This is a genomic window from Hydrogenispora ethanolica (genome assembly GCF_004340685.1).
Taxonomy (GTDB): Bacteria; Bacillota; UBA4882; order UBA8346; family UBA8346; genus Hydrogenispora; species Hydrogenispora ethanolica.
On record NZ_SLUN01000003.1, the window covers coordinates 98,140 to 117,451 of the forward strand.

At 61.3% G+C, this 19,312-nt stretch carries 21 protein-coding genes; 20 read left to right on the forward strand and 1 reads right to left on the reverse strand.

Annotation, left to right across the window (positions count from 1 at the left end; genetic code table 11):
* Positions 1-237 precede the first annotated feature (237 nt).
* From EDC14_RS03680 to EDC14_RS03745, 14 genes are all read left to right on the forward strand, one after another.
* Positions 238-828, forward strand: coding sequence for a flavodoxin family protein (locus EDC14_RS03680; protein ID WP_132012842.1), 591 nt, complete (start codon positions 238-240; stop codon positions 826-828).
* Positions 828-1,496: a flavodoxin family protein gene (locus tag EDC14_RS03685; RefSeq protein ID WP_132012843.1), complete on the forward strand. Its 669-nt coding sequence runs from the start codon at positions 828-830 to the stop codon at positions 1,494-1,496. The genes EDC14_RS03680 and EDC14_RS03685 overlap by 1 nt, the downstream gene beginning before the upstream one ends.
* A 45-nt stretch (positions 1,497-1,541) precedes the next feature.
* Complete coding sequence (locus EDC14_RS03690) at positions 1,542-2,045, forward strand: nitroreductase family protein (RefSeq protein WP_132012844.1); 504 nt, start codon at positions 1,542-1,544, stop codon at positions 2,043-2,045.
* A 38-nt stretch (positions 2,046-2,083) separates the two neighbouring features.
* Complete coding sequence (locus EDC14_RS03695; RefSeq protein ID WP_132012986.1) at positions 2,084-2,593, forward strand: flavin reductase family protein; 510 nt, start codon at positions 2,084-2,086, stop codon at positions 2,591-2,593.
* A 13-nt stretch (positions 2,594-2,606) separates the two neighbouring features.
* Complete coding sequence (locus EDC14_RS03700; protein WP_132012845.1) at positions 2,607-3,419, forward strand: nitroreductase family protein; 813 nt, start codon at positions 2,607-2,609, stop codon at positions 3,417-3,419.
* 33 nt (positions 3,420-3,452) lie between these two features.
* Positions 3,453-4,043: a nitroreductase family protein gene (locus EDC14_RS03705; protein ID WP_132012846.1), complete on the forward strand. Its 591-nt coding sequence runs from the start codon at positions 3,453-3,455 to the stop codon at positions 4,041-4,043.
* A gap of 37 nt (positions 4,044-4,080) precedes the next feature.
* Positions 4,081-4,320, forward strand: coding sequence for a hypothetical protein (locus tag EDC14_RS03710; RefSeq protein WP_132012847.1), 240 nt, complete (start codon positions 4,081-4,083; stop codon positions 4,318-4,320).
* Position 4,321: 1 nt separating this feature from the next.
* On the forward strand, positions 4,322-4,822 hold the full coding sequence (locus tag EDC14_RS03715; RefSeq protein WP_132012848.1) for a nitroreductase family protein: 501 nt from the start codon (positions 4,322-4,324) through the stop codon (positions 4,820-4,822).
* Between the two features lie 52 nt (positions 4,823-4,874).
* Positions 4,875-5,876, forward strand: coding sequence for an NADH:flavin oxidoreductase (locus EDC14_RS03720; protein ID WP_132012849.1), 1,002 nt, complete (start codon positions 4,875-4,877; stop codon positions 5,874-5,876).
* A gap of 155 nt (positions 5,877-6,031) precedes the next feature.
* Positions 6,032-6,586, forward strand: coding sequence for a rubrerythrin family protein (locus EDC14_RS03725; RefSeq protein ID WP_132012850.1), 555 nt, complete (start codon positions 6,032-6,034; stop codon positions 6,584-6,586).
* Between the two features lie 228 nt (positions 6,587-6,814).
* The gene (locus tag EDC14_RS03730; protein WP_165907765.1) at positions 6,815-8,095 is read left to right on the forward strand and encodes an MFS transporter; all 1,281 of its coding nucleotides are present in this window, start codon (positions 6,815-6,817) and stop codon (positions 8,093-8,095) included.
* A 296-nt stretch (positions 8,096-8,391) separates the two neighbouring features.
* On the forward strand, positions 8,392-10,323 hold the full coding sequence (locus EDC14_RS03735; protein ID WP_132012852.1) for an oxidoreductase: 1,932 nt from the start codon (positions 8,392-8,394) through the stop codon (positions 10,321-10,323).
* A gap of 159 nt (positions 10,324-10,482) precedes the next feature.
* On the forward strand, positions 10,483-11,145 hold the full coding sequence (locus tag EDC14_RS03740) for a DUF6483 family protein (protein ID WP_132012853.1): 663 nt from the start codon (positions 10,483-10,485) through the stop codon (positions 11,143-11,145).
* Between the two features lie 54 nt (positions 11,146-11,199).
* Positions 11,200-12,003, forward strand: coding sequence for an epoxyqueuosine reductase (locus EDC14_RS03745; protein WP_424337397.1), 804 nt, complete (start codon positions 11,200-11,202; stop codon positions 12,001-12,003).
* 23 nt (positions 12,004-12,026) lie between these two features.
* Here EDC14_RS03745 and EDC14_RS03750 read toward each other — a convergent pair whose 3' ends face one another.
* Positions 12,027-12,317, reverse strand: coding sequence for a CD3324 family protein (locus EDC14_RS03750; RefSeq protein ID WP_132012855.1), 291 nt, complete (start codon positions 12,315-12,317; stop codon positions 12,027-12,029).
* 101 nt (positions 12,318-12,418) lie between these two features.
* On the opposite strand from EDC14_RS03750, the gene EDC14_RS03755 reads away from it, so the two are divergent.
* From EDC14_RS03755 to fsa, 6 genes are all read left to right on the forward strand, one after another.
* Complete coding sequence (locus tag EDC14_RS03755) at positions 12,419-12,808, forward strand: hypothetical protein (protein ID WP_132012856.1); 390 nt, start codon at positions 12,419-12,421, stop codon at positions 12,806-12,808.
* 73 nt (positions 12,809-12,881) lie between these two features.
* On the forward strand, positions 12,882-14,612 hold the full coding sequence (locus EDC14_RS03760; RefSeq protein WP_132012857.1) for a methyl-accepting chemotaxis protein: 1,731 nt from the start codon (positions 12,882-12,884) through the stop codon (positions 14,610-14,612).
* Positions 14,613-14,872: 260 nt separating this feature from the next.
* Positions 14,873-16,099, forward strand: a complete 1,227-nt coding sequence (locus tag EDC14_RS03765; protein WP_165907766.1) for an MGDG synthase family glycosyltransferase — start codon at positions 14,873-14,875, stop codon at positions 16,097-16,099.
* Complete coding sequence (locus tag EDC14_RS03770) at positions 16,086-16,577, forward strand: glycosyl-4,4'-diaponeurosporenoate acyltransferase CrtO family protein (RefSeq protein ID WP_132012859.1); 492 nt, start codon at positions 16,086-16,088, stop codon at positions 16,575-16,577. Before EDC14_RS03765 ends, EDC14_RS03770 begins: the two co-directional genes overlap by 14 nt.
* Positions 16,578-16,788: 211 nt before the next feature.
* The gene (locus EDC14_RS03775; RefSeq protein WP_132012860.1) at positions 16,789-18,405 is read left to right on the forward strand and encodes a flagellin; all 1,617 of its coding nucleotides are present in this window, start codon (positions 16,789-16,791) and stop codon (positions 18,403-18,405) included.
* 184 nt (positions 18,406-18,589) lie between these two features.
* Positions 18,590-19,234: a fructose-6-phosphate aldolase gene (gene fsa, locus EDC14_RS03780; RefSeq protein ID WP_132012861.1), complete on the forward strand. Its 645-nt coding sequence runs from the start codon at positions 18,590-18,592 to the stop codon at positions 19,232-19,234.
* Positions 19,235-19,312 lie beyond the last annotated feature (78 nt).

The window sequence follows — 19,312 nt, forward strand, 5'->3', positions numbered from 1 at the left end:
CGCCGGCAATCCCGCCGGAGTCCCGGGCGGAGCTTCCGAACCGTCCGGAGGAAGTGCCGCGGGACCGGGCGGTCCTTCCGGAAGCTTCGGCGGAACGTCCGGACTCCGGCGCCAGCCTTCCGGAGCCTGCGGCGGTCCCGCCGGGGAACTTGGCAGCGGTTCCGGGCTTCATCCCGCCCGCACGGGAGGAAAGGGCGGGATGGGCCCGCATAAAACAGGAATGGAGGAATCACGCCTATGAAAGTGGTGGCTTTTAACGGGAGTCCCCGGGTCGACGGCAACACCGCCCAGAGCATCCAAATTGTCTTTGCAGAGTTGCAAAAGGCGGGCATCGAGACGGAACTGATCCAGCTGGGCGGCAAGAAGGTCTTCGGCTGCCTGGCCTGCGGCAAATGCTGGGATAGCCGGGACATGCGCTGTGCCCGGAAGGATGACGCCATCAACGACCTGATCCAGAAGATCAGCGCGGCCGACGGGATCATCATCGGCTCGCCGACCTATTTCAGCAATGTCTCCACCGAGGTCAAGGCGCTGATCGACCGTTGCGGCTTTGTCAATAAGGCCAACGGCGGGGCACTGCTCCGGGGCAAGGTCGGCGCCGCGGTGGTGGCGGTACGCCGCGCCGGGGCGACCTTTGTCTACTCGGCGATAAATTTCTTCTTCGGCATCGCCGAGATGATCATTCCCGGCTCCAGCTATTGGAATCTCACCGTGGCCCTGGAACCGGGCGAAGTCCAGCAGGACGGGGAAGGGATCGAGACCTTCCGCACCCTGGGGCGGAACATGGCCCAGCTGTTACAGCAATTGCAGGCGGGGAGGAAAGCCTGATGAGCAGGAAGGTCATCGCCGTCAACGGCAGCCCCCGCAAGACTTGGAATACCGCCACCCTGGTCCGGAAAGCGCTGGACGGCGCGGCTGCGCAGGGCGCCGAGACCGAACTGGTCCATCTCTATGATCTGAATTTCAAGGGCTGCACTAGCTGTTTCGCGTGCAAGCGCCGTGACGGCAAAAGCTACGGCCAATGCGCCATGCGGGATGAATTGACTCCGGTGCTGGCGCGGATCGCGGCGGCCGACGCCCTGGTGATCGGTTCGCCCATCTATTTCGGAGCAGTGACGGGGGAGATCCGCTCATTCATGGAGCGATTGCTCTTTCAATATCTGGTGTATGCGATCCCGCCACGCACCCTCTTCCCCAAAACGTTGCCGGTCGGGTTCATCTATACCATGAACGTTGACGATGAACGGCTGAGAAGCTTCAAGCTGGATGAACAGCTGCGAGTCACCGAGAATGCGTTCCAACGGGCCTTCGGTGAGGTGACAACGCTGTATGCCACGGATACTTTGCAATTCGACGATTACGCCCAATATGTCAACTCCATGTTCGACCCGGAACACAAGGCCAAGCGGCGCGCGGAGCAATTTCCCAAGGATTGCGAGGCGGCCTGCGCCATGGGCGCGCGTTTGGCCGGCGCAGGGGTGGCCGGGCCGCAATAGAGAAGAAATTTCGGTCTTTGGATCACTCATAAAGGAGGTTACAGCATGGACTTTTTTGAACTGGTGGAACAGCGCCACAGCGTTCGCGGCTACCGTTCCGATCCGGTGGAGCCGGAGAAGCTCCGGCGGATTCTGGAGGCGGCCCGGCTGGCGCCGACCGCGGCCAACCGCCAGGCGTTCCGGGTGATCGCGCTCCCGACGGCGCAGCGCCAAGCGGAACTGAAACAAGTGTACGGCCGGGACTGGTTCGTCGAAGCCCCGCTGGTCCTGGCGGTCTGCGCCATTCCCGGGCAGAGCTGGGTGCGCAGCGACGGAAAGAATTACAGCGACGTGGACGCGGCCATCGTGATGGACCATATGGTCCTGGCAGCCACCGCGCTCGGCCTGGGGACGTGTTGGATCGGTGCCTTTGACGCCGCCGCCGCCCGCCGGGTCTTCGAACTGGACCCGGGCTGGGAACCGGTGCTGCTCTCGCCGCTCGGCTACGCCAGGGACGATTCTTTCAAAAAGCAGCGCAAGTCCCTGGAGGAACTGGTGGTTTATAAGTAAACCGAAAAAATAAGTGAGGAGAATCAGCCATGAACCCAATGTTGCAAACGATCGCGCCCGAAAAACTGACGGACAACGTCTTTGACCTCGTCGGCAAGGATTGGATGCTGATCACCGCCGGCGATCTGCAAAAGTATAACACCATGACCGCCTCGTGGGGCGGCTTCGGGATCCTGTGGGGCAAGAAGGTCTGCTTCTGCGTGGTGCGGCCCAGCCGCTACACCTATCAATTCATGGAAGCGTCGGACCGTTTCACCCTGAGCTTCTTCCCCGAGCAGTACCGGGAGGCGCTCAATTTCTGCGGCAGCAAATCCGGCCGTGACGTGGATAAGGCCGCCGCCACCGGGCTCACTCCGGTCGCCGGCGCAGGGGGGCTGGTCTATTTCGATCAGGCCCGATTGGTCATGGAATGCGCCAAACTGTATTATCAGGATCTGGACCCGGCGCACTTCCTCGATCCCGGAATCGAAAAAAATTATCAGGGCCGGGATTACCACCGGATGTACATCGGGGAGATCACCCGCTGCCTGCTGAAGGAAGCCGAATGATGAGGTGGATAGCATGTCGCTGTTAAGCGTGGACCAGGCGCAATGTGTCCGTTGCGGAACTTGCGCCGCGGTCTGTCCCATTGGCGGAGGGCTCATTGCCATGGGAGAGAAAGGCCCGGAGGCGCAGGAGGACGATTCCTGCATCGGCTGCGGCCATTGCGTGGCGGTCTGTCCCACGGCCGCTCTGGATAACCGGCGGGCTCCCTTGGGGAAACAGGCCGCCGCTCCCCAGGAGCGGCGCTGGGATGCCGGCCAGGCGGCGCAGTTTTTACGTTCGCGCCGTTCCATCCGGAATTACCGGCCGGAAGCGGTTCCCCGCGAAACGTTATTGCAACTGCTGGATATGGCCCGTTTTGCTCCCACGGCCAGCAATCGCCAGGGAATCTCATTCCGGGTGATCAGCGACCGGGAGAAGCTGAAGCGCATCGCGGCGGCCACCGTCGGCTGGCTGGAACAGACGGTGGCATCCGGCGGGATGAAATCAGCCGCCGGACATATCCGGGCGTTTCAAAAAGGCGAGGACACGATCCTGCGGAGCGCGCCCCATTTGATCCTGGCCTTATGCCCCCGGGGTACCGCGGAGGTGGGCCGCAGCAGCGCCGACTTTATGCTGGCCTATGCCGAGCTGTACGCGCTCGCTCTCGGCCTGGGGACTTGCTGGGCGGGCCTGTTGCAGTACTGCGCCTTCAGCGGTTATTCCCCCTTGCTCGAGCTGCTGGAACTCCCGGCCGACCGGGAAGTGGCCGGAGCGCTGATGGCCGGATATCCCCGGTTCCATTACCAGCGCCTGGTGGACCGCGAGCCGTTGGCCGTTTCCTGGAGCTGAGCGATGCTCGCATTTAAAAAGAGGTGAAACGCGGTGGATTTCTTCGAAGTCGTCAAAAACAGGCGTTCGGTCCGCCAGTATAAACCGGATCCGGTCTCCCGGGAAGATATTCTGCGGGTGCTGGACGCCGCCAACTGGGCGCCGTCGGCCATGAACTGGCAGCCCTGGCGGTTCCTCGTCGTCTCCGGGGAGCGCCAGAAGGCGCTGGGAGAGAGCTACCGGGCGGTGGTTGAGAATTATACCCGGAACTGGGATGAGGCGGCGGAGCGAAAGGCGGCGATCTCGCGGGATGCGTTCATCCGCTACGCGGCCAACTTCGGCAACGCCCCGGTCCTCTTGGTGCTGACCGTTCCGGCCAGCGCCGAGCCGAACATCGCCAAAGCCAACCTGGAGAGCGCCAGCGCGGCCATGGAAAATCTGGTGCTGGCCGCGACTGCCCTGGGCCTGGGAACGTGTTGGATGACCGGGCCCTTGAACGACGAGGGGGGACTCCGCCGGGTGCTGGAGATTCCGGACGATCAGGCGCTGGTGGCCGTGACGCCGCTGGGTTATCCGGCGGCGCTGCCGCGGCCCTTGCCCCGGGTGGACCCGGACCTGACCGCCAAGGTCCAGTGGTTGGATTGAGATGGCCCATCCTCCAATATCCGTTCAAGGAGTTCCGATGAATCGAACGCGTCTCTCCCGGGAGACTCATAGCCGGGCGGCGGAGTCCGGGTACGCCCCGTGCGGCATCATTCCGGCGGATTCGTTCCAGGAATACCTCGGTACCTGGATGGGCGGGTGGCCCGATTTTCGCAGTCGCGGCAATGCCTTGCGGGGTCAGGACAGAGTTCGCTTGCCGGCGCGCGGTTGGGTAGGGGGCCTCGGCAACGTGGCCCGGTGTGGCATGAGGAGGGTATGACATGTCGACGATATTTAAACGCCGGAGCATCCGGCGGTATACCGCTCAGCCGGTAACTCCGGCGCAGCTCGAAATGGTATTGAAGGCGGGCATGGCGGCCCCGTCGGCCGAGAACCAGCAGCCCTGGCAGTTCGTGGTGGTGGATCACAGGGAGAAATTGGACCGGATTCCGGAATTCCATCCCTACTCCCGGATGTTGAAAGAAGCGGGCGTCGCGATCATTGTCTGCGGCGACCGGACGCTCGAAAAGATAGCTGGGTTCTGGGTACAGGATTGCGCGGCGGCAGCTGAAAACATGCTGCTGATGGCGGAAGAATTGGGCTTGGGCTCCGTTTGGCTGGCGGTTTACCTATTGCCGGACCGGGTGAAAGCCCTGCGGGAGCTGCTGGGTTTGCCCGATCACATTACGCCGCTGGCTATTTTGCCTATCGGTTATCCGGCCGAGGCCAAGGAGCCGATCGACCGGTTCGACGCGTGGCGGGTCCACCGGAATCATTGGTGAATGCCGCGGATCGCGCCGCTCCTTTCCCTAAATAATGAGGAGGAATCTCGCGATGTCTCATGTTTTGCAACCGTTAACCATCGGCCCGTTGACCCTGGCCAACCGGCTGGTAATGCCGCCGATGGCCACCGCCAGGGCGGCGTCCGACGGCAAAGTAACCCCCGGGCTCCTGGAATACTATGCCGAGAAATCGGCCGGAGGGCATCTCGGGCTGATCATCATCGAGCACAGCTACGTCCGGCCGGACGGCAAGGCCAGGGAGAATCAGCTTTCGGCGGCGGACGACAGCGCCATTGCGGGCTTGCACGAGTTGGCGGCGGGGATTCATGGCAATGGCACCCCCTGCGTGCTGCAGATCAATCACGCGGGGAGCGCCACCACCGCCGCGATCACCGGTGCGCCGCCGGTGGGCCCCTCGGCCGTCGCCAATCCGCGGCAGGGCAGTGTGCCGCGCCCGCTGACCCCGGCGGATATTGAGGAGCTGGTCGCGGCGTTCGGGGCCGCCGCCCGCCGCGCCCGGGTGGCCGGGTTTGACGGGGTGGAGATCCATTCGGCCCACGGCTATCTGCTCAACCAATTCTTCTCACCCCTGACCAATCAGCGGGATGATGAGTATGGCGGGGATCTGCGGCGGCGGATCCGGATCCACCTCCGGGTGATCGCCGCCATCCGGGAGGCGGTGGGCAAAGACTTTCCCATTTTCTTGCGGTTGGGAGCCTCGGATTTTGCCGACGGGGGCACTACCATCGAAAACAGCCGAGATGCCGCCTGCGAGTTCGCTGAGGCCGGAGTGGGTTGCCTGGACATCTCCGGCGGCTTCTCGGGCTACAGCGTGCCGGGCCTCGAAGGCCAAGGCTATTTCGCCCCGCTCAGCGCGGCGGTGAAGCAAGCGGTCAAGATTCCGGTGATTCTCACCGGCGGAATCACCGAGCCGCAAGCGGCCCAGGCCTTGCTGGCCGCAGGCCAGGCCGACCTGATCGGGGTGGGCCGGGCGTTGCTCCAGGATTCCGGCTGGGCGCGGCGGGCGGTGGCAACCCTGCAGGCTTCGGGTTGAGGGTCTTCCTGAAGCGCCTTCCCGTTTTCGGAACCTTGCCAACAGCCTTTTCGTTTGCCGGATGAATCGCGCCAAATTTTTCCGAATAAATGGCAGGATTCATGGTAAATTTATATAAATGTAGTTTTCATCCGAAAAACTTGGGAGGGATCGATATGTCGGTTCAAAACGAGATGACGGCGGACTTTTTACGATCGGCTTACGGCGGGGAAAGCATGGCGCACATGCGCTACATCGCCTGGGGCAGCCAGGCGGAGAAGGAAGGATTCCCGAATACCGGCAAGCTCTTTAAGGCCATCTCCTATGCGGAGCAGGTCCATGCCAACAACCACTTCCGGGAGCTGGGCCAGAGCCAGGGAGGCCACACCGTGACCGCCGGCGCGGTCTTCGGGGTGGGCAGCTTGGTCGAGAATCTGCAAGGCGCCATCGACGGCGAACTCCACGAGGTCGAGCAGATGTATCCGGTGTATCTGAATGCCGCGCAATTCCAGGAGGAGAAGGGAGCGCAGCGTTCGTTCCATTTCGCCCTGGAAGCGGAGAAGATTCACGCCAAGTTGTTCAAAGACGCCCAGGACGCCGCCAAAGCGGGCCAGGACATTCAGTTGAAGTCGGTCCATATCTGTCCGGTCTGCGGCCATACCATCCTGGATGAGGCCCCCGACCGCTGTCCGGTCTGCGGCGCCAAGAAAGAGTTGTACGTGGCTTTTTAAAGCAATAACCCATCCCAGCTGTCAAAGCCCGACGCCCGTAAGCGTCGGGCTTTTGTGCGCGCCTTTGCTTTGGCGGTCCGTGATCGGGCGGCGGCCCGCCGTTTGCGTCTGCCATGGTTCCGGCCGGTGCGGCGGCGATCCGTGATTCTGCAAACATCGGGCTTGACCTGTCTATCGCTGGATAGTTTATCATCGGAGCGGTAGTCATCCATGAAAGGGGTTTTGTCGATGTGGAAAGGTCTTTGGATGGAGCGGAATTTCGGAATGATCTGGAGCGGCCAGTTCGTGTCGCAGCTGGGCGACAAGTTCTACGGGATCGCCTTGGCCTGGTGGGTGTTGGAGCGGACCCATTCGCCGCTGATCATGGGCTTGCTGATGACCGCCGCGATCCTGCCCCAGTTGTTGCTGGGCCCAATCGCCGGCGGTTTCATCGATCGTTGGGACCGCAAACGGATCCTGATCGGCGCGGACCTGCTCCGGAGCGGACTGGTACTGGCGGTGACGCTGTTGTCCCTGGCGGGAAGACTGGAGCTCTGGCATATTTTCGGCGCGGCAGTGCTGATCGCGATGGCTTCGGCCTTCTATAACCCGACGGTGACGGCGGCGCTGCCCCAGATTGTCGCCGCCCGGGATCTGCCGCGGGCCAACTCGGCCAGCCAGGTCATCGCGGGCATCACCACGACGCTCGGTCCGGCCGCCGGAGCGGCCGTCATCAGCCTGGCCGGATTCAACGCGGTGTTTCTCTTCAATAGCCTATCCTTTCTGGTATCCGGGGTCCTGGCAAGCTTCATCGACCGGCCGCTACGGGCGGTCCGGGAGCGGAAGGCGGGGTTCGGCGCCGACCTCCGGGCGGGCCTGCTCTTTATTCTCGGACATCCGCGGGTGCTGGCGATCCTGGCCGTCATCGGCCTGGCTCATCTGGCCGTCGGCAGCCTGACGGTGACCCTGCCGGTGCTGGCGCGGCAACTGGCCGGAGCCGGCGTGCACAATCTGGGCTGGCTGGAGATGATGATCGGCTGCGGGATGCTGGGCGGTTCCATAGCCCTGAACCTGAAAAAAGTGCAGCGGGTCGGCAGTCCATGGCTTTTCGGAGCCGCCGCGGTTCTGGGGGCCTGCCTTTTGGGGCTGGGAATCCTCCGCGGGCTGGGCCTGGCCTCGGTGCTCCCCTATCTGGGCTTGATGGCCCTGGCGGGCGCGGCTGTGGCGGTCGCCTCGGTCTTTTGGGCCTCGCTCCTCCAGCGCAGCGTCCCCAATGAGCTGGCGGGGCGGGTATTCAGCATCGCCGCGGTGATCGGCAATACCAGCATGCCGCTGGCGTATGCCGTGTTCGGATTGCTTTTGAGCCGCCTGCCCATCGCCCCGGTGATGGGAGGGTGCGGCGCCGGGCTGATGGGGCTCATTCTGGCTCTCGGCCTCCGCTTCGGGAAAATGGCGGAAGAACTGGGGGCAGAGGCCGCGTCCGACGGGAAATTGCAACTTGATTCCCGGCCGGAGACGATCCGGGATTAAATTTTTCGGTAAATCATGGTAAAATATACAATATCGAGCAAAGAACGCGAGTCATCGCCGCCTTTTCCACCAATCCCCGCCGCAACCGTCCCGGAACCGGCGCAGCGGCGTTGCGGCAGGGGCTTTGGGGAGCCGGGTTTCCGGCGAAAAACGCCATGAAATACTTTCGTAGCTGGTTATAACGATGGCCGGGCCCGCAGGACCGGACCGGCCGTCCGGGACCGCCGCTCGGCTCCGGGCGGCACTGCCGGGACGAGCCATGCCATCGCCGACAAATAGTCAAAGGAGGTCTTGACATGAGTTTTTCGGCTTTATTCTCACCGGCACGGATCGGAACGATGGAGGTTAAAAACCGCTTTGTCGTTCCGGCGATCCTGAGCGGCCTGGCCAACCCCGACGGCACGGTCTCGGACCGCCTGATCGATTATTGGGTGGCCCGGGCCCGGGGCGGGTTCGGGTTGCTCATTACCGAACTGTCCTGCGTGGATCCGTCGGGCAAGGCGGCCCCGGGTCAGCTGGGAGTCTGGGACGACGCTTTCATTCCCGGCTTGCGCAAGCTCCCGGAGGCGGTTCATCCTTACGGCGCGAAGATCGCCCTTCAGATCCACCACGCCGGCCGGGAGACCAGCCGGGCGGTGACCGGTTCCCAGCCGGTGGCGCCTTCGGCCGTGCCCTGCCCGATCGTGCGGGAGATTCCCAGGGAACTGACACCGGCCGAGATCGAGGAACTGATCGAAAAATTCGGGGCCGCGGCCCGCCGCGCCAAGCGGGCCGGGTTTGACGCGGTGGAGATCCATGCCTGCCACGGCTGTCTGGTGAGCGATTTTATGTCGGCCTACGCCAACAAACGGTTGGACGGGTACGGCGGGGATTTGCGCGGCCGGATGCGCTTCGCCATGGCGGTGGTCGAGAAGATCCGCAGTCTGGCCGGGCCGGACTTTCCGGTGCTGTTCCGGATGAGCGGCGCGGAACGGGTGCCGGGCGGCCGCGCCATCATGGAGTCGAAGGCCGCCGCCCGGCTGCTGGAGGAGGCCGGCGTCTCCGCCATTCATGTCTCGACCGGCGTGAATGCCAGCGGGCCGTGGATCGTCGCGCCGGCCTGCGTCAGCCCGGGCTATAACGTGGCCGACGCCGCGGCCATCAAGGAAGCGGTGGGCGTTCCGGTGCTGGCGGTGGGGCGCATCAACGATCCCGACCTGGCCGAGGAGATCATCCGCACCGGACAGGCCGACCTGATCTCGCTGGGCCGCGAATCCCTGGCTGATCCGGAGTTTCCCAACAAGGTCGCGGACGGCCGGAACGAGGAGATCGCGCCCTGCATCGCTTGCATGCAGCGCTGCCAGGGCCGGGGGATCGATGAAAACGATACCGGCGTCTCCTGCCTGGTGAATCCCTTCTGCGGCAAGGAGGGGACGCTCAAAATCGCCCCGGCCGCCCAACCCAAGCGGATCCTGGTGGCGGGAGCGGGCCCCGGCGGCCTGGAGGCTGCCTGGATCCTGGCGCAGCGGGGCCACCGGGTGACGCTCTACGAGAAGGAGCCGGTGCCCGGCGGGCAGTACCGCAGCGGCGCCGTCCCGCCCTTTAAGCAGGATATCGCCAAGGCCGTTCGGTATTATCTGCGGATGGGCCAGAAGTACGGCGTGGATTACCGCTTTGGCACCGCGGTCACGGCCGATCTGGTCAGGCGGGAGCAGCCGGACGCGGTCATTCTGGCCACCGGCGGCCAACCCCTCGTGCCGGAGCTGGAAGGGGCCGACGGGCCGCGGATCATTCAGGCGGCGGATCTCCTGGCCGGACGGGCCACGGCCGGCGAACGGGTGCTGATCGTCGGCGGCGGGATGGTCGGAGTGGAAACTGCCGATTTTCTGGGCGAACGGCGCCACGGGGTGACCATCGTCGAGCGCCTGCCGCAGCTGGCCGGGGATCTGAATCCGGCGGTCCAGTACTTCCTGTTCGAGCGGCTGCAGCGCTACGGCGTGACCATGATCAGCGGCGCGCAGGTCACCGCGTTCCTGGAGGACGGCGTTCGCTATGAACAGGATGGGCGGCAGCAAAGCTTGACCGGGTTTGATACCATCGTCCTGGCGATGGGGGTCCGGCCCGACCATTCCCTGGCGGAAGAGCTCAGGGAATTGGTGCCCCAGGTGTTTGTGATCGGCGACGCCCTGAAGCCGAGGAAGGCTCTGGAAGCCATCGCCGAAGGAGCGCGCCTGGCGGTCGGCATGTAAGCAACGGCACACTCCGGTTTCAACGGAGCGCAACCCGCCGCGGCCTTCGGGACCGGGCGGGTTGCTTTTTCAAGTATCCTGCGGCGGAGCGGTTGTTTTCCTGTCCCAAACGTTTATAATAGAAGCAACACGATCACTCTCAGCGAATCGGAGGTCGCCATGCCCTTACGGGACGACTATCTTACGCGAATGGTAGAAAAGCTGGCCGGGATAACGGCTAGGATCAGGAGCAGCATCGCCGAAAGGCAGTTTCTGGCCGGCCACCGCCAGGCGGGTGACGCTTTTCAACAGCTGCTGGGGCTCAATGCCGAGACCGTGGCGCTGCTGTCCCACCGGGACATGATGAAGATCTTCGGCGGCGGGGGCAAACGCGACCGGGGCCGTTGCATCGTCCTGGCGGAACTCCTGAAGCTCAAGGGGGATCTCCAACGGGCTCAGGGGGAAACGGCCCAAAGCGTTTCGTTCTACCGCAAGAGCCTGGATGTCTTCCTGGAGATCCTGCTGGAAGACGGCGAAATGCGGGTCGAACCCTATCCTCGGAAGGTGGCGGACCTCGTCGAGCTGCTCGGCGAATACGAGCTGCCCGATTCCAGCAAGGCGGCGCTGTTCCGGTATTACGAGACGACGGGGGAGTACGGCAAAGCCGAGGACGTACTCTTCGACCGGCTGGAAGCCGGCGCGGGAATGCGCGACGTGGTCGATGAGGGCATCGCCTTTTACCGCCGCCTGCTGGAGAAAGCGGAGAGCGAGTTGCGCTCGGGCAACCTGCCGCCGGCTGAAATCCGGGAAGGCCTGAGCCGCCTGGAAAACTACTCAAAATGAAGGTTCGCTCAAATGCAGTGCATCTGAGGATTTTTCATTACAAAGGAGGCTCGAATCATGTCAATTGCATTGGATGACCTTGAAGCGGTTGCCCGCAAATATATTCAAGAGAGTCCCTTAAACCGGGTCCCCGCCCTGGACGGGATGCGCATCTTTGAGGCCCCGTTGCTGGCGGCGGCCGGTGCCGCCGATCCGCTTTTCGAGGGGTTGAAAGCCGCCGAGGCCGTCGGAGCGCATCATCTGTCGCCCCGCCAATGGCTGGAGGGCGCCCGGACGGTCATCGTCTACTTCCTGCCCTTTACCGGGCGGGTGCGCGAGGCCAACCGCCCGCTCGGCCTGCCGGCCACCGAATGGCTGTACGGACGGATCGAAGGAGAGCAGATGAATTGTTCCTTGAGCGAGCGTCTGGTGCAATACTTGACGGCCTGCGGCTATCAGGCTGTGGCGCCGGGCCGGGATGAACGCTTTGCGGTCAGGGACCGCCGCAGCAACTGGTCGGAGCGGCATGTGGCGTTCATCGCCGGCTTGGGCACCTTCAGCCTGAGCCGTTCGCTGATCACCCGTTCCGGTTCGGCGGGGCGGATCGGCAGCGTGGTCACGGATCTGGAGCTCCCTCCGACGCAGCGGGCCTACGAAGCCCTGGATGAATACTGCAGCCGCTGCGGCGCTTGTATCGTACGCTGTCCGCCGCTGGCCATCGACGAGCAAGGCAAGGACAATGCCATCTGCGGCGCCTATCTGGACCGGGTGTTGGCGCGTTACCGGCCGCGCTACGGTTGCGGAAAATGCCAGACCGGCGTGCCCTGTGAATCGAAGATTCCCGTGACCGCGCGCCGCGCCGGCGCCGCGGGTGAGTGAAATAAATAGAGCCTCTGCGGGCTCTATTTTGATAAACAGTTCGATTGTTTGGGAAACTGTTGGATGATTTTCTTGATGCTGTCCTCCGAAAGGTGAAACCGCTGCACCAAATCGGCCACGGAAACGCCTTCCCGGTACATGCTCCAGATCTCCCGGTTGCGGCTGCGGATGCTGTCCCGGGCGCCGCTCAATTCCCCCCAGCCGGCCCGACGGGGTTCCTGCTTCGGAATATAAATGGCCTCGCCCTGGACATATTTCTGCAACTCCGACAGTAACTCAGCCGGGAGGATCTCCTTCCCGTTTCTGTAAACCAATGAAAGCCTCCTCTGCCTTGAAAGAGTGGTTCGCGATGGATAATGCTTTCATTGTGCCACCTCCTTTGAAAGTGTTTTGAAATCAAGGATCGCAGAAGGGGATGGAGAAAGACTTCCCCATCCCGGTCTGTCATACCGAAGCGAGGCGGCGTCGTCAGACACCGCACCACCTATACGCGATTTTCATGTTAAAATCATCAGCTCCTTTCAAAGAGGATTTCGCCGTACGACTAATTTTATTATGCGCCAAAGGCCGACCCCAGGCAAGGGAAAAAATGATTATAACGGTTCGGTTCCTGTGGAAAGAAAGGGGATCGGCCGGGTTTGCGGCGCGATTTAAAAGCGTTGAAAAGCTCAGAAAAGCAAGGGATAAAGTCGTTTTTAAATCTTTTTTGCAAGCTGTTTTCCGTTCCGAAAGGCTTTTCCCATGGCTTTTAAAGTTTCCTCAACAATGTCGAAAACGCCTCCCCTTCATAGTCATTTTATGGTAAAATTGATAAAACTTTATATCGCTTTGCAAAAACAAGGGAATTTGTGTTCAGCAGTGACTGGAGGGATGCAGTGATGGCGAAGGCGAAACGCAGCTTCGGAGACGGGTCGGTGAAGTTCCTGGAGATGACCCGTTTCATCAGGTTGAAAGTATTTCACCAGATCCTGGCGGTGATCGGGATCATGAGCATTTTCTTCGCGGTCCAGGCCTATTTGAGTGTCCGGGTCATCCAAACCATGCAAGCGGCCACGCCGCAGCTTCTGAACCAGGGCGCCTACGCCCTGGACGAGATCTCCAACCTCCGGGTAGAACTCGCCAGTCTCAAAGACGCTTACCTGGAACGGCTGACGGGACATGCTGCGGACAGCGAGCCGTTGGCCGAGGCGTTTGATAAAATCTTCCAAAGGATAAAAAGCCTGGGAAGCATCGAAGCCAAGACGCGGCGGACCATTCTGGAGAAGCTCCGAACGGTGCAGGCGGTCATCGCCGCCGCGCCTGCGGAGTCCGGTTATGATACGTTGCGCCAGGAACTGCTCAACGTCAACCTGTACCTGGAGAATTCCTATACGGAGATCTTCGGCGGAACGCTCGCCCGGGTGAACGCCAACGATCAGTTTTCCGGCAAGGCGCAGCGAAACAGCATGATCATCATGATCCTCAGCATCGTCTGCTCGGTCCTGCTGGGGGTGTTGATCGCCAACTCCATCGCCGGACCGCTGCGCCGGATCGCCGCGACCGCCCGCGCCATCGCCGGAGGCGATCTCACCGAAAACATTCGGACCGCCGGGTCGCCCGAGATCGCCGGGGCGGTCGCCGGGCTCAACCAGGCGATCGACGGCTTGCGCCGCCTGGTCAGCGGCATTCACACTCAATTGGGGCTATTGACGGGCGCCAGTAAAGAACTGCGGTTGGCTTCGGAGTTGACCGGGCGCTCCGCCGCGGAGGTGGCCCGCTCTATGGAGGAACTGTCGCACGGTGCCGAAGAACAGGCCCTCCAGATCGGCCAGGCGGTCCGGACCGTGGACCAACTGGCTGCGACCGTTCAGCAAGTGTCCCAGGATGCCGACCGGATCGCCACGGCCTCGGAGAAGGTGGCCCAAGCCGCTCAGACCGGCCGCCAGGCGACGGTGGCCATTGCCCGCGAGATCACCGGACTATACTCCTCCACGGAAGAAGTGGCCGAGGTGATTGCCATCCTCAGAAACACCGCCGCCGCGATCGGCGAGACCATCACCCTGATTCAGGGTATCGCCGAGCAGACCACGTTATTGGCTCTGAATGCCTCCATCGAAGCGGCGCGTGCCGGCGAGCAGGGCAAAGGCTTTGGAGTGGTAGCCCGGGAGACTGGAAAACTGGCGGATCAGTCCAAGCAAGCCGCCGAGTCGATCACCAGCCTGATACTGCAGATGCAAGAGCGCACCGAACGGGCGGTGGAAGTGATCCGGATCGGCCTGGGCCGGGCGGACCAGGGTCGCAACCTGGTGGTTCAAACCAAGGCCACTTTCGAGGAGATCTTTGCGGCTTTAAACGACAATTCGCTGCAGATCCGGGCGGTGGCCCAGTCGGCGCAGCAGATGTCCGCCAGCAACCAGGCGGTTATCCAGTTCATCAACGCCATTGCCAGCTTCTCGGAAGAAAGCTTGAGCAGTACCGAACAGGTTTCCGCCACCGCCGAGGAGCAGAGCGCATCGGTGCAGGAAGTCACGGCGCTGGCCGAGAGCCTGGACCGGATCGCCGCTCAATTGCAAGGGGCCGTGGCTGCGTTCGTGCTTGAGGAGAAACGGGCCGAAAAGGCCGATGCCTAACGGGGAATTCCGATTCAAACAAAGTACCGGAAGAGCTTTGGTCCCTGTTCCAATCGGGCGACGGCTTCCGTATCATGATAACGTACCAAGTCATCCTCCCGAATGCCGGGACGCGGAGCCGGGTGCGGCGAGTGCTGCTTCTCCCGGCGCCAAGTCTTTCAGGCAATCGGTCCAAATTCGAAAACGGTTGAAGCGGAGGAATTTTAACATGAACCAACTGGGATGTCTCATAAATTAAGAACATGGGAACCCCAAAACGCTTGTTGGTTTTATCCGTGTCGCTGGGCGCCGGACACCGGACCACGGCCGAGGCGCTCTGCCGCGTATACCGGGAAAATTTCGGCGGCGAGGCTTATCACATAGACTTTATGCGCTACGCTTTGCCCGGCTTCAGTGATTGGGTCGAAGGGGCGTATTATTGGAGCACCCAATACAGCCCTTTCGTCTACAAGTGGCTGTATCACCGGGAGGACCGCGGGGATTCCTGGCTGCAAAGGGCCGAATCGCAGCTGGGCATCCGCGGCTATATTGAGCTGCTGCAGCAATATCGGCCCCATGCCATCCTCACCACCCACTCGTTCCCGGCGGTGGTGGTCTCGGCGCTATTTCCCAGATTTCCGATACCCAATGGAGTGGTGGTGACGGATTACGTTTCCCATTGTATCTGGGTGAATCCCAACACGCAGCGCTATTTCGTGGCTCACGACGGGATGGTCGATGAACTGAAGGCCGAGGGAGCAGCCCCGGGGCGGATCCGGGTGACCGGAATTCCGGTGCGGCCGATCTTCAAAGAACGGTTCCAACGGTTGGAACTTCGGCATAAATTAGCATTAGAACCCGATCGTTTCACAGTGCTGGTGATGAGCGGCGGGAATGCGGTTGGCCCCGTGGTTGGCATCATCAAGACTCTGGGCCAGTACAGGGAGAGGGTCCAGGTGATTGCCATCGCCGGGCGGAACCAGGGGGTCTACCGTCAGGTGCGGGCAGTCTTCCAAACGCTTGGTTTGACCGGAAAGGTCCTGGGATTCATGGAAAATGTCCAGGAATACATGGCCGCATCCGATCTCCTGATCTCCAAGGCGGGCGGATTGACGACCACCGAGGCGCTGGTGATGGGATTGCCGATGGCAATTATTCGTCCCACTCCCGGCCAGGAGGACGGCAACACCCGTTTTTTGGAACGCAGTGGCGCCGGAGTCTATCTGAACAACCTGGCCGATTTGGCCAAAACTCTGGGAGTGCTGCTCGAACAGCCCGGCCGGCTGGAGCGGATGCGCCGGAAGGCGTTGGATCTGGCCAGACCGGAAGCGACGGAAGCCATTTTGGCCGAGATGGAACAGTTGATGGAAATCGCGGAAGACCAACCCAGGAGCATGGTTTTTGCACCGGCGCTGAATTGGAGCAGGCAGCGGTCAGCGGGAGACTTTTTGCGGCACCGCTTGTCAATTTGGGAACGGATCCGAGGGATAGGCCGTGGACCTGAATAATTGGCTGGTTTTTATCTGCAATTCGATCCTCTGTACTTATTTGGGGCAAAAGTTGCCGCCCAGGCTTTATTCCATCAACAATTGGCTATTTAAAGAGCGGGCTTGGGAGAAGGGCGGCAGTATCTACCAGCGCCTTTTTCGGGTAAAAGCCTGGAAGACGCTATTGCCGGAGGTCAGCGACTTCATCCGTTCAATATTCGCAAAGCGGCATCTCCGGGCGTACACCAAGGAATACTTCGCCGGGTATCTGACCGAATCCTGCAAAGCGGAACTGACGCATTGGCTGATCATCGGTTCCTCGTTCTTCCTTTCGTTATGGAACGCCATCGCCACGACTTGGGCCGTTTTTTGGGTTAGCATCGCGTTTAACTTTCCGTACATTATCATCCAGCGCTATAACCGGCCCCGGATCGTCAAATATCTGATGAATAAGGCCGATGCAGCTTCCCGTCTGGAACTGACGAATCTACCCATGTAAGGCTTGAGAAGAAGAAACTTGTAGCGGGCACCATGGGGGCATTTCGGATGAACCGTAAAAATGCAAATATCTGTAAAGCATCGCGGTCTAACTACCGATTGAAGGAATGACGAGGTTAGGTTCGGAAGGCGGGCGCGCCCCCCAGGTTCGGGCCCGCCATGGGATTCCGGCAAGGAGGCCGGAATTCAGGCGATGACAGGGAGGATTTTCGATGATTATCAATCATAACCTGCCGGCGTTGCGCGCTTTCGGAAATTACGTCAGGGTGAACCAGGCGCTGACCCGCTCCATGGAAAGGCTCTCGTCCGGACTGCGGATCAACCGGGCCGCCGACGATCCGGCCGGATTGGCCATATCCGAAAGCATGCGCGCGCAGACCAAAGGGTTAAATCAGGCCACCCGGAATGCGCAGGACGCCATCTCGTTGCTGCAAACCGCGGAGGGCGCGCTCGATTCCACCCATGCGATTTTGGATCGCATGCGCGAGTTGGCGGTGAAAGCGGCGAGCGGCACCTATACCGCCAATGACCGCCTCGAGATGCAAAAAGAAATCGATGAGCTCGCCAAAGAGATCGATCAGATCGGAAACACCACGACCTTCAACAACCTTCATTTGCTGGACGGCTCCGCCGCGGTGGGCTCTTCAACCGATAAGCCCACAACCCAGGTTTTCGCCCGGGGCGGTCTGGAAGCGAAGCGGAACACCGCTGTCGCGGGGGGATATCAACTGGAGATCGATGCCGCCGCCGGTTTGGGCCAGATCCAAAGGAGCAGCATTTTTCGGTCCAAGGGCGATCCTAGCTCTATTGCCGCGTTGGATACCCGTTTGGCGGATATCGACCGTTTCACCGACGCCAACGGCAAGTTTCTGTTGGACCAGCCCCAAACCCTCACCCTGATCGCGGGGGACGGCCAGAAAGCGACCGTTCAAATATCCGCCAGCGATACCATTGGGGACCTGGTGGACAAATTGAACCGGGCGATCGGCGACACCGGGTCCGGACTCGGCCAAGCCGCCCTCACCGGCGCCGCCAATGCCGATAAATTTGTCTCTTTTGTCACCGCGCCCAGCGCTTCCGGTCCCGAAGCCAGCGGGGGAACGCTGGTCATTCGTTCCGCCGTAGCCGGCGGCAACGGCGCGATTCAGTTCGTCGGCTCCGAGAGCCTGCTTAACGCCCTGGGCCTTTCCGAAGTGCAGCGGGCAACCGCGAACCGTTATACCGTCACGGTCCGCGATGCCGCCAACCCGGCCCAGGTCCTGGCCCGGAATGTGACTATCGAAGGGAACATGCTGGCAGGTGTGATCGATCCCAATATCGATGTCCGGTTTGACAGCAATGCCGACATCCTCACCACTTGGGACGCAGTCAATCAGCAGTTCCGTTGGAGCGCGGCCGGCGATTCGTATCGCACGTCGGTCAACCTGGCCGGCAACCCGCTCGTTTTCCAGATCGGAGCGGGCGAGGGCCAGGTGATGGGGGTCGCCATCGGCGATATGCGGGCGGCGGCCTTGGGCGTGGATCATCTGGTGGTTACCGACCGCCAATCGGCCAGCAAGGCCATTACGGCGCTGGACCATGCCATTGCCGCGGTATCGTCGGAACGGTCCGGCCTCGGCGCGGCGCAAAACCGTTTGGAACATACCATCAACAATCTGACGGTCATGGCGGAGAATTTGACCGCCGCCGAGAGCCGCATCCGCGATGTCGACATGGCCGCCGAGATGCTCGAGTACACTAAGCTGAATGTACTTAGCCAAGTCATCCAGGCCATGATGGTCCAAGCCAATCAGCTGCCGCAAATGGTGCTCCGCTTGTTGCAGGAATGAAGCGACTGTTCCAAGGGTCTCATTTCTCTCCCGATGTATCATCCGTCAGGCCGTTTCATCCCAAGCGGGAGGCTGATGATCGTCAATTTGTAACTTGATTCGCGGGAGCTGGCGATCTATACTGAAGGTAATATTTCCGTATCAACCAAAAAAATTGATTTTCACAGCAAAGAGAGGAAGAACCATGCAATTTTTTATGGATACCGCCAATGTCGAGGAGATCCGCCAGGCGAGTCAGATGGGAATCATCTCCGGGGTAACCACCAATCCGTCGCTGATCGCCCGGGAGGGCCGGAATCTGAAAGAAGTCATTCAGGAGATTGCCGGCATCGTCAATGGCCCCATCAGCGCCGAAGCGATTAGCCTGGAGGCCGGGCCCATGATTGAAGAGGCCCGCGTGATCGCGACCTGGCACAAGAACGTCGTGGTCAAGATCCCGATGACCGCCGCCGGATTAACCGCGGTCAAAACGTTGAGCGACGAAGGGATCAAGACCAATGTCACCCTGATCTTCTCCACCGCCCAGGCATTATTGGCCGCCAGCGCCGGCGCTACTTACGTCAGCCCGTTTGTCGGCCGTTTGGACGATATCGGCGAGACCGGGATCAGCCTGATTCAGGAGCTGAGCGAGGTCTTCACCATCCAGAAGATTCCCACCCAGATCATTGCCGCGAGCATCCGCAATCCGATTCATGTCATCGAGGCCGCCAAAGCCGGGGCGCAGATCGCGACTGTGCCCTATCAAGTCTTATTGCAGCTGATCAAGCATCCGCTGACCGATGCCGGAATCGCCAAGTTCTTGAAGGATTGGGAAGGGCTGAAGAAGTAAGCTTTCGAAGTGACCAAGATGATAAAATGCGCCATGCCGGATCCGTTCCCCCTTATATCGGGGATAGCGTTCGGTATG